This window comes from Pseudomonas sp. SA233, assembly GCF_054792385.1.
On record NZ_CP096449.1, the window covers coordinates 238,878 to 251,436 of the forward strand.

The 12,559-nt window shown below is 65.1% G+C and carries 10 protein-coding genes; 2 read left to right on the forward strand and 8 right to left on the reverse strand.

All coding sequences use genetic code 11. The annotated features are described in order from the left end of the window. Positions 1-119: 119 nt before the first annotated feature. Complete coding sequence (locus tag M1D87_RS01095) at positions 120-1,379, forward strand: response regulator (protein ID WP_123085104.1); 1,260 nt, start codon at positions 120-122, stop codon at positions 1,377-1,379. A gap of 121 nt (positions 1,380-1,500) precedes the next feature. Here the strand turns inward: M1D87_RS01095 and M1D87_RS01100 are convergent, their stop codons facing one another. Together M1D87_RS01100 and desA are read right to left on the reverse strand one after the other, a co-directional pair. After that, on the reverse strand, positions 1,501-2,529 hold the full coding sequence (locus M1D87_RS01100) for a GGDEF domain-containing protein (RefSeq protein WP_039614264.1): 1,029 nt from the start codon (positions 2,527-2,529) through the stop codon (positions 1,501-1,503). A 100-nt stretch (positions 2,530-2,629) separates the two neighbouring features. Next, positions 2,630-3,814, reverse strand: a complete 1,185-nt coding sequence (desA, locus tag M1D87_RS01105) for a delta-9 fatty acid desaturase DesA (protein ID WP_039614263.1) — start codon at positions 3,812-3,814, stop codon at positions 2,630-2,632. A gap of 146 nt (positions 3,815-3,960) precedes the next feature. Between desA and dibA the strand changes: the two genes are divergently transcribed. Continuing rightward, complete coding sequence (dibA, locus tag M1D87_RS01110; protein ID WP_123085103.1) at positions 3,961-5,856, forward strand: phosphodiesterase DibA; 1,896 nt, start codon at positions 3,961-3,963, stop codon at positions 5,854-5,856. Positions 5,857-5,949: 93 nt separating this feature from the next. On the opposite strand, the gene M1D87_RS01115 is transcribed toward dibA, so the two are convergent. The 6 genes from M1D87_RS01115 to M1D87_RS01140 all read right to left on the reverse strand — a co-directional run bounded on the left by M1D87_RS01115 (position 5,950) and on the right by M1D87_RS01140 (position 12,381). Then, entirely contained in the window at positions 5,950-6,594 is a 645-nt protein-coding gene (locus M1D87_RS01115; protein ID WP_123085102.1) for a methionine ABC transporter permease, read from the reverse strand. Next, on the reverse strand, positions 6,584-7,693 hold the full coding sequence (locus M1D87_RS01120; protein ID WP_232880999.1) for a methionine ABC transporter ATP-binding protein: 1,110 nt from the start codon (positions 7,691-7,693) through the stop codon (positions 6,584-6,586). The genes M1D87_RS01115 and M1D87_RS01120 overlap by 11 nt, the downstream gene beginning before the upstream one ends. Before the next feature lies 1 nt (position 7,694). After that, positions 7,695-8,495: a MetQ/NlpA family ABC transporter substrate-binding protein gene (locus M1D87_RS01125; RefSeq protein ID WP_061550669.1), complete on the reverse strand. Its 801-nt coding sequence runs from the start codon at positions 8,493-8,495 to the stop codon at positions 7,695-7,697. After that, positions 8,488-9,879, reverse strand: a complete 1,392-nt coding sequence (locus M1D87_RS01130) for an LLM class flavin-dependent oxidoreductase (protein ID WP_123085100.1) — start codon at positions 9,877-9,879, stop codon at positions 8,488-8,490. The genes M1D87_RS01125 and M1D87_RS01130 overlap by 8 nt, the downstream gene beginning before the upstream one ends. Beyond that, positions 9,879-11,060: an SfnB family sulfur acquisition oxidoreductase gene (locus tag M1D87_RS01135; RefSeq protein WP_102083335.1), complete on the reverse strand. Its 1,182-nt coding sequence runs from the start codon at positions 11,058-11,060 to the stop codon at positions 9,879-9,881. Before M1D87_RS01135 ends, M1D87_RS01130 begins: the two co-directional genes overlap by 1 nt. A 79-nt stretch (positions 11,061-11,139) precedes the next feature. Further along, positions 11,140-12,381, reverse strand: a complete 1,242-nt coding sequence (locus tag M1D87_RS01140; RefSeq protein ID WP_123085099.1) for an SfnB family sulfur acquisition oxidoreductase — start codon at positions 12,379-12,381, stop codon at positions 11,140-11,142. Positions 12,382-12,559: the final 178 nt, after the last annotated feature.

The window sequence follows — 12,559 nt, forward strand, 5'->3', positions numbered from 1 at the left end:
AAAACCCGCTTCGGCGGGTTTTTTTTGTGCCCAGGAAAGCCTTGGGGCGCTATCGTTGTCGAAGGATTTGCTCAGGAAGCTGCGATGGACTGTGTGGCAGGGCTATTCAGGAGTTGGCGATGAACGCTGCAGACCCCACCCCACCAAGCGTACTTATTGTCGAGGGCGACCCCTGGGTACGTGACATGCTCAGCGAAATGCTGCTGAGCGTGCGCTGTGATGCCCGCCTGCAGCTCTGCGCCGACGGCTCGCAGGCCTTGAGCGCGCTGTCGAGCAAGCCCGACCTGATCATTGCCGCGCGCGAACTGGCAGGTGTCGATGGGCTCGACCTGTTGCGCAAGGTACGCGCCAAAGGCTCGAGGTTGCCGTTCATCCTCATGAGCAACCGCATTGACAGTGCCAGTGTGCATGAGGCGTTGCCCCTGCACCCTACTGCCTACCTGAGCAAGCCGCTGAACCTGGAAACTCTTCGCAAGCGCCTGGAAGAGCTGCTGCTGGCGGTTGGCGAAGAAATCGCCTGCCCGGTGCCGGCCTTGCAGCCAGGTGCCAGCCTGCCGGCCTACCTCGAGCAGCGTCGCGCTACCGCCGATGGCGGGCCGCTGCTGGCCGATGTGCAGGTGGCGATCAAGCGCGCGCTCAACCCCCAGGGCCTGAACCTGAGAGTGCTCGAAGAGGAAGTGCAGGGCGACCCGCAGATCACAGCCGTGCTGATTGCGGCGGCCAACAGCGCAGCGCTGCACCGCGAAGCACCAGTGCAGACGCTGCTGCAGGCCTTGAACAAGCTTGGCGGCACCCAGAGCATGAACCTGATCCTGGGCATGACCCTCAAGCGCAGCGCTCGCCTCAGCGACCCGCTGCTGGCGGAGCATGCTGCCCGCTACTGGGAGTTGTCGCTGCACGCTGCCGAATATGGCCGCACCTTGGCACGCATGCTCGAGCTGGACGAAGGGCGTTGTTATTGCGCGGGGTTGCTGCATTGCCTGGGCGACCTGGCGGTGCTGCGCTGCCTGCAGGAATGGCGGCTGGCCGGGGGCGAGCTGGATGAGGACCAGGTGCAGCTGTCGCTCAATGAGTTCGGTGCGGCGTTCGGCTCGGCGCTGCGTACGCGCTGGCGGTTGCCGCTGGGGTTGCGCGAGTTGATCGCGGCGATCTACCAGCTGGGCGGCGGGGTGTACTCGCGGGAGATCCTGGCCATGAACCTGGCCGGGCAGTTGTCGCGGCTGTCGGCCGAGCAGGGGCTGGAGAAGGTGGCCAGCAGCAAGACCGCGCGCCTGCTCAAGCTTGGCCTGCCGGAGCTGAGGCGGTTGCGTAAGGTGGAGAACCCGGAGGTGAAGCCGCAGGAAGAGCCGCCGGTGGCTGAGGCCGAGGTTTCCAGCTGAGATTTTGGGGCCGCTTTGCGGCCCATCGCCGGCAAGCCAGCTCCCACAGGTACTGCACAAGGCTGGAGGATTGCGACCTGTGGGGCTTGCCGGCGATTGGGGTGCAGAGCACCCCCAGAGCTCAGCCGCGGACGATCTGGTTCTTGCCCTGCCGCTTGGCCTGGTACATCGCCGCATCGGCCCGGGCATACAGGCTGTCCAGCGCCACATCCTCGTCAGTCAGCCCGGTCACCCCCTGGCTCACCGTCACTCCGTAGGTCTGCTCCCCATGGCTGAAGCTCAGCCGCTGGATCTGCCGCTGCAAGCGCTCGGCAATCTGCTCCGCGACCTGGGCACTACAGCCGGGGAACACTGCCGCGAACTCCTCGCCACCAATGCGTCCGAACAGGTCACCTCGGCGCAGTACGGCCTTACCGCTATCGGCGATCTGCTGCAACACCTGGTCGCCTTCCTGGTGACCGTAGCTGTCGTTGATGCGCTTGAAGTCGTCGATGTCCAGCAGCAGGAAGGCCAGTGGTGTACCGTCTTCGCGGGCGCTGTCGAAGGCTTGCTGGGCGCATTCGAAAAAGTGCCGGCGGTTGCTGCTCTGGGTCAGCACGTCGGTGGTGGCCAGGCGCTGCAGTTCACCTTCGAGCTGCTTCTTCTCGGTGATGTCTTCTGCGATGCCGACGATGATCACCCGGTCGCCATCGCGTTGCTGGTTGATGTAGCACTTGTCGCTCAGCCAGCGCAGCTGGCCGTCGGCATTGAGGATGCGGTACTCGCGGTCTTCCACCGAGCCCTTGAGCAGTACCTGGGCCAGGCTGCGTTCGGCGAACTCCAGGTCGTCGGGGTAGATGCTGTCGCGCCATTCGTTGTAGTCGGCCAGCACCAGGCTGGCCGGGCGGCCGAAGATGCGTTCGTAGGCGGGGCTGACGTACAGCACCTGACGGGTTTCCCAGTCGAAGGCCCATAGCACCGCATTGACGCTGTCGAGCAGCGAGCTGAACAGCTGTTCGCGCTCGCTCAGGCGGGCAACCTCGCCTTGGGCGTGGAGCAGCGCAAGCAAGGTCTGGGCGGCTTCCGGAGGCGGGGTGCCGGGCAGTGTCGTCGGAATGTTCTTGGCCATGTGCACGGAGCAGATCTCGGCGTGAAAGCGTGCGGCCAGCATCTGGCCCGCCACGCGGGCGATGTGCCAGATATGAGTGTAAACGAGAGGGCGAAGTTCCGGGCGGCACGCCCAGCCAAAGGGGCGTGCCGATCAACGGCGGTCAGGCGCCGGTCGGGCGCAGGGAGTACGTCTTCAGCTGTGCCGCGAAGTCCCGCAGGGCGTGGATGCCGCTGGTTTCCGCCTCGTGTACCCAGTCCTTCATGGCGGCCAGCATGTCGTGGCCGTTGGCGCTGGTGCGCGCCCAGATCTGCTGCAGGGCCAGGCGTTTTTCGTAGATGGTCTTCAGCGCCTGGCTGTGGGCGAGCATCGACTCGATGCGCACATGGTGACGGTCTTCCAGAAGGCTGGTCTCGCGCGACAACAGGCGCTTGGCGCGGCGGAAGTGGTGACGCAGCGAAGCATCGACGCGGGCCAGCTCCTGCTTGACCAACGGGCCGATCACCAGCTTGCGGTACTGGGCCATGATCTGGAAGCGGTTGTTGAGGATGGCCATGGCAGTGTCCATGTCCAGGCTGGCCTTGCCTGCCACCCGGTGGGCGATGGGCGCCACGCGCTGTACCTTGGCCAGGCGCAGCAGGCAGAACAGGCGGATCCACGCCCAACCCATGTCGAACTCCCAGCGCTTGACCGACAGCTTGGCCGAGTTGGGGTAGGTGTGGTGGTTGTTGTGCAGCTCTTCGCCACCGATGACGATGCCCCACGGCACCAGGTTGGTCGCGGCGTCGCGGCACTCGAAGTTGCGGTAGCCGAGAGCGTGGCCCAGGCCGTTGACCACGCCGGCGGCCCAGAACGGAATCCACATCATCTGCACTGCCCAGATGGTGATGCCGATGGTGCCGAACAGCAGCAGGTCGATCACCGCCATCAGCGCGATGCCGCCCAGCTTGTAGCGTGAGTAGAGGTTGCGCTCGATCCAGTCGTCCGGGCAGTTCTTGCCGTAGATGCGCAGGGTTTCGGGGTTGCGCGCCTCTTCCCGGTAAAGCTCGGCACCCTTGCGCAGCACCGTGCCCAGGCCCTTGTACAGCGGGCTGTGTGGGTCGTCGGGGGTTTCGCATTTGGCGTGGTGCTTGCGGTGGACGGCAGTCCATTCGCGGGTGTTCTGCGCCGTGGTCAGCCACAGCCAGAAACGGAAGAAGTGCTTGAGCGCGCCATTTAGCTCCAGGGCCCGGTGCGCGGAATAGCGGTGCAGGTAGACCGTGACGCTGACGATGGTCACGTGGGTCATCAGCAGGGTGATGCCGACCAGTTGCCAGGCCGACAAGTCGAGCAGGCCGTTGTACCACATAGGTGTAAATACCCTCGGAATGCAGGAGGAGGGGCTGATTATCCCTTGGGCAGGAAATAAATACAGTTACCCGTTCAGATAGGAAGTCACGACATGTTTCAGCCTTTATAATGCCCCATCATTTTTCATGGGCAATTGCACCCGACATGTCTGTTTCCGTTCGCGACGCCTTGCGCATGGCCGCGCTGTATGTGGTGCTCTCGATCCTCTGGCTGACGCTGGCCGAGGTGGTGTTGCACGGCATGACCGACGACCCCCTGGCACTGACCGTGGGCCGGCAGATCAACGTGGTGGTCTGGGTGCTGCTCAGCGCCTTTCTGATCTATGTGTCGCGGGTGCGGCTGCTTGACTTCATCGGTGTTGGCGCGCGTATGCGTGGTGAAGACCGTGAACGCCTGCGCATGGCTGCGGCAGTGTTCGACAGCACCCTCGAAGGCGTGCTGGTGACCGACCGCCATGGCCTGATCGTGCACGTCAACCGTGCCTTCATGCGTATCACCGGCTACCAGCAGGACGAGGTCATCGGCCAGCGCCCGAACAAGTTCAAGTCGGGCCGCCATGGCCTGGCGTTCTACCAGCAGATCTTCGCCACTCTGGCGGAAAAGGGCGAGTGGAGCGGCGAAATATGGAACCGGCGCAAGAGCGGTGAAATCTACCCGCAATGGCAGACCATTTGCGCCATCCGCGACGATCAAGGCGAGCTCAGCCATTACGTGGCGGTGTTCAGCGACATCAGCGCGATCAAGCATTCTGAACAGGAGCTGGCCTACCTGGCCCACCATGACCCGCTGACGGGCCTGCCCAACCGCCTGCTGTTCAACGACCGGGTCGAGCAGGCGCTGGCCGCAGCCCAGGCCAACAAGCGTGGTTGTGCCCTGCTGTTGCTGGACCTGGACCATTTCCAGAGCATCAACGACGGCCTCGGCCACACCATTGGCGACCAGTTGCTGAAGCTGGTGGGCGAGCGCCTGGCAGAGGTGCTGCGCAGCGGCGTGACCTTGGCGCGCCTGGGGGGCGACGAATTTGGCGTGCTGGCGGAAAACTGCCATGAGGTTGGCCAGGCGGGCAAGCTGGCGCAGGGCATCATCGAGCGCATGCGCGAGCCGTTCCAGTTCGACGGTCACCGCCTGTTCATCAGCGTCAGCGTGGGCATCAGCCTGTTTCCCAGCGATGCCTTGAGTGCCGAGCAGTTGCTGCGCAATGCCGACTCGGCGTTGTACAAGGCCAAGAGCAATGGGCGGGCCTGCTATGCGCTGTACACCGAAGAACTGACCGCTCACGCCCAACACCGGGTCGAAACCGCCGGCGAGCTGCGCCGAGCCTTGGAGCAGGACGAGCTGCGGGTGTTCTACCAGCCGGTGCACGACCTGGCGACCGGCCGCCAGGTCGGCGTCGAAGCCTTGGTGCGTTGGCAGCACCCTCAGCGCGGCCTGGTGCCACCGGGCGAGTTCATCCCGATTGCCGAGCGTACCGGGCTGATTGCCGAGATCGACGCCTGGGTACTACGCCAGGCGTGTCGGCAGATGGTGCGATGGCAGGGTGAAGGACGGCGGTTGGCATTCGTTGCGGTGAACATTTCCAGCCGCCTGTTTGGCCAGCACGAGCTGTACCAGCAGGTGGCCGAGGTGCTGGACGAAACCGGCCTGGCCCCGGCCTTGCTGGAGCTGGAGGTGACCGAGAGCGCGGTGATGGAGGACCCGGAGGTGGCGCTGGAGCAGTTGCATCGCCTGCGCGAGCTGGGGGTGACCTTGGCTATCGACGACTTTGGCACCGGTTATTCATCGCTGCTGCGGCTCAAGCGCTTGCCGGTGCAGAAGCTGAAGATCGACCAAGGCTTCGTTGCCGGGTTGCCGCTGGATGAGGACGACATCGCGATCGTTCGGGTGATCATCGCCCTGGCCCGCAGCATGGGCATGCAAGTGCATGCAGAGGGCATCGAGCAGGCCGAGCAGGCCAGCTTCCTGCTGCATGAGCTGTGTCAGCTTGGGCAGGGGTACTGGTTCGGGCGGCCGGTGCCTGCCGGGGATCTTCGCTGGGGTTGAAGGCCCCTCCGCGGGCATGCCCGCTCCCACAGGGATATCGTTGTATTCAAGCCCTGTGCAGTACCTGTGGGAGCGGGCGTGCCCGCGAAGACTTCAGCGCTTGTTCAAGCCTTTCGCCAACTGGTCTCCACCCAACTGGATCAACGCCACCAACGCCACCAGCATGGCAATCACGGTCAGCATGATCTGGCTGTCGAAGCGCTGGTAGCCATAGCGGTAGGCGATGTCCCCCAGTCCCCCGGCACCGATCGCTCCGGCCATTGCCGAGGAGTTGATCAGGGTCACCAGGGTAATGGTGAAGCCCCCGACAATCCCCGGCAGCGCCTCGGGCAGCAGCACGTGCCAGACGATGTGCCAGCGCCGGCAGCCCATGGCCTGTGCAGCCTCCACCAGGCCGTGGTCGACTTCGCGCAGGCTGACCTCGGCAATCCGCGCGAAGAACGGCGTGGCGGCAATGGTCAGTGGCACCACTGCCGCCCACACGCCATACGTGGTACCCACTACCAAGCGGGTGAAGGGGATCAGCGCGACCATCAGGATCAGGAACGGGATCGAGCGGAACAGGTTGACGAATGCACCCAGCACCCGGTTCAGCCGCGGCGCCTCGAAGATCCCACCCTTGTCGCTGGTGACCAGCAGCACCGCCATCGGTATCCCCACCAGCAGGGCGATCAGCGACGACACGCCGACCATCAGCAGGGTATCGAGCAAACCTTCCAGCAGGCGATCAAACCACATGGCCCAGTACCTCCACGTCCTCGGCCCAGCGGCGGGCGCGCTCCAGCAATTGATGGGTGTCGTGCGGTGAGTGTTGCACCGACAGGATCAGCTGCCCCAGGGCATGCTCGCCAATGGTTTCCACGCCACCCTGCAGCAGGCGTACGCGGCCGCCAAGCTCGTTGAACAGGGCAGACAGTTCGGGCTCGCCGAGCAGGGTCAACCTCAGTACCACGGCACTGTCGCGGCTTGCCGGGCTGGCCCGAAGGCTGGCTCGCAGCGCGGCTGGCAACCTGGCTTGCAACGGTGCCAGCAGGGTACGGGTGACTTCGTGGCGTGGTGAGCCAAACACCCGCCAGACCTCACCCTGCTCGACCACTTCTCCACGTTCAAGCACCACTACCCGGTGGCAGATATCGCGGATTACCGCCATCTCGTGGGTGATCAGCACGATGGTCAGGCCCAGGCGCTGGTTGATGTCGCGCAGCAGTTCGAGAATGGAAGCAGTGGTCTCCGGGTCCAGCGCCGAGGTGGCCTCGTCGCACAGCAGGATCTCGGGGTCATGCACCAACGCCCTGGCAATGCCCACGCGCTGCTTCTGCCCGCCGGACAGCTGCGCCGGGTACACGTGGTGCTTTTCCCGCAGGCCCACCAGCTCCAGCAGTTCGCGTACCTTGCGCTGGCGTTCGGCCTTGGCCACGCCGGCCACCTTGAGGGGCAGCTCGACGTTCTGCCACACGGTCTTGGCCGACATCAGGTTGAAGTGCTGGAAAATCATGGCGATACGCCGGCGCAGGGCTACCAGGTGCTCCTCGTCGAAGGGCGCGATGTCCACCTGGTCGATCAGCACCCGCCCCTGGCTGGGTTGCTCCAGGCGGTTGATGGTACGCAGCAGCGATGACTTGCCGGCGCCGCTGCGGCCGATGATGCCGAAGATCTCGCCATGGCGGATGTTCAGGTCGATGCCTTGCAAGGCCGGTTGCGCCTGGCCCGGGTAGGTCTTGCCCAGGCCGATGAAGCGCACATGGGCTTCATTGACCTCCGGGCGCAAGGCCTGCTCCCTGGCCGTTGGCGGCAGTGGTTGTGCGGTGGGCGCCCGCAGCGCGCTGGCCTGGCTCATGTCAGCCCTCCCAACCGGCCTGGTAGAGCTTGCCGTGGGCTTTGTCCAAGGCTGCGCGCACCACTGGCGAGTGCTGGTAGATGTCGACGAACTTGGCCAGGCGTGGGTCGTCCTTGCTTTGCGGTCGAATGACGAACTGGATCACGTATTCCTTGTTCTCCAGGCCGTCGAACAGTAGTGCGGAGCCGGCGTCGAAGCTGTTGGCCAGGCGGATGTAGGCCGGGTAGCCCTGCACCAGGTCGGCGTCGTCATAGGCGCGAACCAGCTGTACGGCCTCGACCTGAAGGATCTTCAGCTTTTTCGGGTTGGCGACGATATCGTCCTCGGTGGCCTTGTAGCCGACCCCCGGCTTGAGGGTGATCAGCCCGGCCTTGGCCAGCAGCTGCAGGCCACGGCCGCTGTTGATCGGGTCGTTGGCGATGGCCACGCTGGCGCCTTCGGGCAGGTCGGCGAAGCTCTTGTACTTTTTCGAGTACAGGCCGACGTTGTTGATGATGCCCGGGGCGTAGGGCACCAGGTTGAAGCCTGCAGCCGTCTTGGCGTTTTCCAGGAACGGGATGTGCTGGAAGTAGTTCGCGTCGATGTCGCCGCTGTTGAGGCTGACGTTGGGTGCGATCCAGTCGCTGAACTCGACCAGCTTCACTTCCAGACCTTGCTTGTGCGCTTCTTCCACTGCGGCTTCCAGCGGGATGGCAAAGGCCGAAGTTGTACCGATCTTCAGCGGTTCGGCAGCCAGCGCGCTGGCGGACAGGCCGAGAGTGAGGGCAATGGCCGCGACGGGCCGGAACAGTTTATCAAGCATGGTGCAGGGCTCCAGTCGGGGCAGGGGTAGAGGTAAAGCGGTAAGCCGAGCCAGGGTGGTCGGCGGGCAAATGCGGGTGGTCGGCCTGGAACAGTTTTTCGCGCAGGGTGCCTTCGGCGTAGGCGGTCTTGTAGCGGCCACGCTGTTGCAACTGCGGGATGACCAGGTCGATGAAGTCCTCGAAGCTTTCCGGGGTTACGGTGCGGGTCAGGTTGAAACCGTCCAGGCCGGTTTCATCGACCCAGGCGATCAGCTGTTCGGCCACTTGCTCGGGCGCGCCGACCAGGGTTACGTAACGGCCACCCAGGGCGTGCTGCTGCAGCAGGCGCCGGCGGGTCCAGGCGTTGTCCTGCAACTGGCGCGTGGCCGACTGGATGGCGTTGCCCTGGCTGAAGGCAATCGGCTCGTCCAGGGCGTAGGCGGCGAAGTCGATGCCGGTGGACGCTGCGAAGTGCGCGACCCCGGCCTCGGCGCTGGCATGGCGCAGGTACTCGGCATGCTTGGCCTGGGCCTGCTGCTCGGTGGCGGCGACGATCACCGTGATGCCCATGAACACCTTGACCGCTTGCGGGTCGCGGCCAGCGGCCTGGGCGGCGGCGCGCACCTTGTCGACCTGGGCGCGGGTGGCGGCCTTGTCCTGGCCACTGATGAACACGCATTCGGCGTGGTTGCCGGCGAAGGCCAGGCCACGCTGCGAGCTGCCGGCCTGGAACAGTACCGGTGTACGTTGCGGCGAGGGCTCGCACAGGTGGTAGCCGTCGACCTTGTAGAACTCGCCCTGGTGGTTGACCTTGCGCACCCTGTCGGGCCTGGCATAGACGCGCTGCTGGCGGTCGGCGACCACGGCATCGTCAGCCCAGCTGCCTTCCAGCAGCTTGTACAGCACCTGCAGGTACTCGTCGGCTTGGTCGTAGCGGCGGTCATGCTCTGGTTGCTGCGCCAGGCCCATGGCCCGGGCGGCGCTGTCGAGGTAGCCGGTGACGATGTTCCAGCCCACCCGGCCATGGCTCAGGTGGTCCAGGGTGGAAAGGCGCCGGGCGAACAGGTACGGCGCTTCGTAGGTGAGGTTGGCGGTAAGGCCGAAGCCCAGGTGGCGGGTGACGGCGGCCATGGCCGAGACCAGCAGCAGCGGGTCGTTGACCGGCAGCTGGATCGACTCCTTGAGGGTGACGTCCAGCGACTGGCCGTAGATGTCGTAGGTGCCGACGATGTCGGCGATGAAAAGCCCGTCGAACAAGCCGCGCTCCAGCAGCCGCGCCAGACTGGTCCAGTAGTCCAGGGTCTTGTACTGGGTCGAGGTGTCCCGTGGGTGGGTCCACAGGCCGTGGTTGATGTGCCCGATGCAGTTCATGTTGAAAGCATTGAGCAGGATCTGCTTGGCCATCAGATGGTCCCCCGGCGTGGTGGGTTGGCATCATTGAGGTAGTAGTTGCCGATGGCGTGGTACTTCCAGCGCACCGGGTCGTGCAGGGTGTGCACGCGGGCGTTGCGCCAGTGGCGGTCAAGGTTGTGTTCGGCCAGGGTGGCCTGGCTGCCGCCCAGTTCGAACAGGGTGGTGCCGGCCGCGAGGGAAATCTCGGTGCTGATGGCGCGGGCCTCGGCCACCGCGATGGACGCGGCGGCCACGTTTTCGGCAGTGCTGTCGTCGCGGGCGCGGTCCAGATATTCGCCCGCGCGCTCCAGCAAGGCTTCGGCGGCGTGCAGACGGATCGCCAGATGGCCGAAACTCTTCAGCGTCAGCGGGTCATCGCTGGCCTTGTCCAGGCCGGAGTCGACCCAGGGGCGGCTGCGGGTGCGCACGAAGTGCAGGGCATCTTCGTATGCGGCGCGGGCGATGCCGGTGTCGATGGCGGCATGAAGGATCTGCGCCAGCGGGCCGACCGGGGTGGGGCGTTCGAAGGCGCTCTGGAACGGCACCACGTCGGCGGCGCTGACGTACACGTTGTCGAATACCACCGAGCCACTGCCGGTGGTGCGCTGGCCGAAGCCGCTCCAGTCGTCGATCACCTGCAGGCCCTGGCTGTCGGCCGGGACGAAGGCCAGGTGCTGCACGCCCTGTTCATCGACCACCGAGGTGGGAATGCGCTGGGCGTAGATGGCGCCGGTGGAATAGAACTTGCGGCCGTTGATGCGAAAGCCATCGCCGTCGCGGGTCAGGCGAGTGGTGCGGTCGTTGGCGGTCTTGGTGCCCAGTTCGGCCAGGGCATTGCCGAAGCGGCTGCCGGCCAGTACTTCGGCGTACAGGCGCTGTTGCTGTTCGGGTGTGCCGTTTACCCGCAGCACTTCCAGGCCGTAGAAATGGTTTTGCGGGATCTGCCCTAGCGAGCCGTCGGCCTGGGCGATGCGGGCGATGACCTTGGCCAGGGTGACGTTGGACACGCCGGCGCCGCCGAAGGCCTTGGGTACGCTGATGGCCCACAGGCCGGAGCGAGTGAACAGTTCCAGTTCGGCGTGCGGCAGACGGCGCTCGCGGTCGCGCAGGGCGCTGTCGCGGCGCAGGTGTCGTGCGACTTCCTCGGCGACGTTCAGGGCCTGGGTGTCGCTGGTGATGATGTTTGTAGTCATGGTGTTCTCCGGGGGCCGCTGCGCGGCCCTTCGCGGGCTCGCCCGCGAAGGGCTGCGTAGCAGCCCCAAAGGCAGCAAGTCAGATCCAGGAATGCCGTGCAGGCAAGGTGCCGTTGAGGTGGTAAGCGCCAACCGCGTGGTACTTCCAGCGCACCGGGTCATGCAGGGTGTGCACCCGGGCATTGCGCCAGTGGCGGTCGAGGTTGAACTCGGCGAGGGTGGCGCGGCTACCGGCCAGCTCGAACAGCTTTTCGCTGGCCTGCAGGGCAATCTCGGTGGTCAGTACCTTGGCCTCGGCCACAGCGATCGAGGCCCGCGCTGCGCTTGCTGCATCGATCGGCTCGGCGTTGACCTCGTCGAGGACCCGCGCGGCCTTGCGCAGCAGGGCTTCGGCGGCGTGCAGCTCGAGCTTCAGGCGGCCGATGTCGGCGATTACGTAAGGGTCGTCGCTGGCGCGGTCGACCTTGGCTTCGATCCATGGCCGGGCCTTTTCGCGCACGAAGCTGATGGCGTCCTCGATCGCTGCTTCGGCAATGCCAGCATCGATCGCCGCCTGGATCAGCTGCGAGGCAGCGCCCTGGATGTTGGGAATGTCGCGCTGGCGCCAGTTGTCGATCACCAGGTCGGCATCCACCGGGACCTGGTCGAGCAGCACGGTGCCGCTTGCAGTGGTGCGCTGCCCGAAACCGGACCAGTCATCGACGATGCGCAGCCCCGGGCTGCCTCGGCGGACGAATGCCAGGCGCTGGCGACCTTCGTCGTCCAGTGCCTTGACCGCCACCCAGTGGGCGAACAGGGCGCCGGTGGAATAGAACTTCTCGCCGCTGATGCGATAGCTGTCGCCGACGCGGGTGATCCTGGCCTTGAGGGTCAGGGTGTCCTTGGTGCCGCGTTCAGGGCCGGCATTGCCGATGCGCCAGCCATCGAGCACGCTGCGGAAGATCACCGTCTGCTGCGCCTCGGTGGCAGTCAGGCGCAGCAGTTGCAGCATGCCGAACTGGTTCTGCGGGATTTGCCCCAGGGCCGGGTCGGCGGCGCTGATGAGGCGGAACACTTCAGCCACGGTCTCGAACGACACCTCCGGGCCGCCATGTGCCTTGGGTACGCTGATGCTGCCAAGGCCGCTGCGGGTGAACAGTTCGATCTCGGCCCATGGCAGTTTGCGTTGCTGGTCGCGGCGGGCGGCCTGCTCGCGGGCGACCTCGGCCAGTTCGCGGGCTGCTTGCAGGGCTTCGGCGTCGTTGCGTAGAACCTTGGCCGGCAGCAGCAGGGGCGAGCTGTCGAGATCGCTGTGGAATTGGGTATCGGGTTGGCTGGACATCAGTACCGCTCCTTGGCTGCACTCAATGCCCTGGCGTTCCGCACTGGGGTGATCGTGATCCTGACCATTCCTGACCTCGCAAATGAATTATGTCGCTAACAGCTGATCGCGACAGATGTGTGCTGGTCCGGTGGTCCGGTTTATATACCCTAATGCTTTATAAAAAGTTTATGAACTA

Bases quoted from the DNA above. Each gene is read 5' to 3' on its own strand.
- M1D87_RS01095 (WP_123085104.1), top strand. From the start codon at position 120: ATGAACGCTGCAGACCCCACCCCACCAAGCGTACTTATTGTCGAGGGC.
- M1D87_RS01135 (WP_102083335.1), bottom strand. From the start codon at position 11,060: ATGACTACAAACATCATCACCAGCGACACCCAGGCCCTGAACGTCGCC.
- M1D87_RS01125 (WP_061550669.1), bottom strand. From the start codon at position 8,495: ATGCTTGATAAACTGTTCCGGCCCGTCGCGGCCATTGCCCTCACTCTC.
- desA (WP_039614263.1), bottom strand. From the start codon at position 3,814: ATGTGGTACAACGGCCTGCTCGACTTGTCGGCCTGGCAACTGGTCGGC.
- M1D87_RS01100 (WP_039614264.1), bottom strand. From the start codon at position 2,529: ATGCTGGCCGCACGCTTTCACGCCGAGATCTGCTCCGTGCACATGGCC.
- M1D87_RS01130 (WP_123085100.1), bottom strand. From the start codon at position 9,879: ATGGCCAAGCAGATCCTGCTCAATGCTTTCAACATGAACTGCATCGGG.
- M1D87_RS01115 (WP_123085102.1), bottom strand. From the start codon at position 6,594: ATGTGGTTTGATCGCCTGCTGGAAGGTTTGCTCGATACCCTGCTGATG.
- M1D87_RS01120 (WP_232880999.1), bottom strand. From the start codon at position 7,693: ATGAGCCAGGCCAGCGCGCTGCGGGCGCCCACCGCACAACCACTGCCG.
- M1D87_RS01140 (WP_123085099.1), bottom strand. From the start codon at position 12,381: ATGTCCAGCCAACCCGATACCCAATTCCACAGCGATCTCGACAGCTCG.
- dibA (WP_123085103.1), top strand. From the start codon at position 3,961: ATGTCTGTTTCCGTTCGCGACGCCTTGCGCATGGCCGCGCTGTATGTG.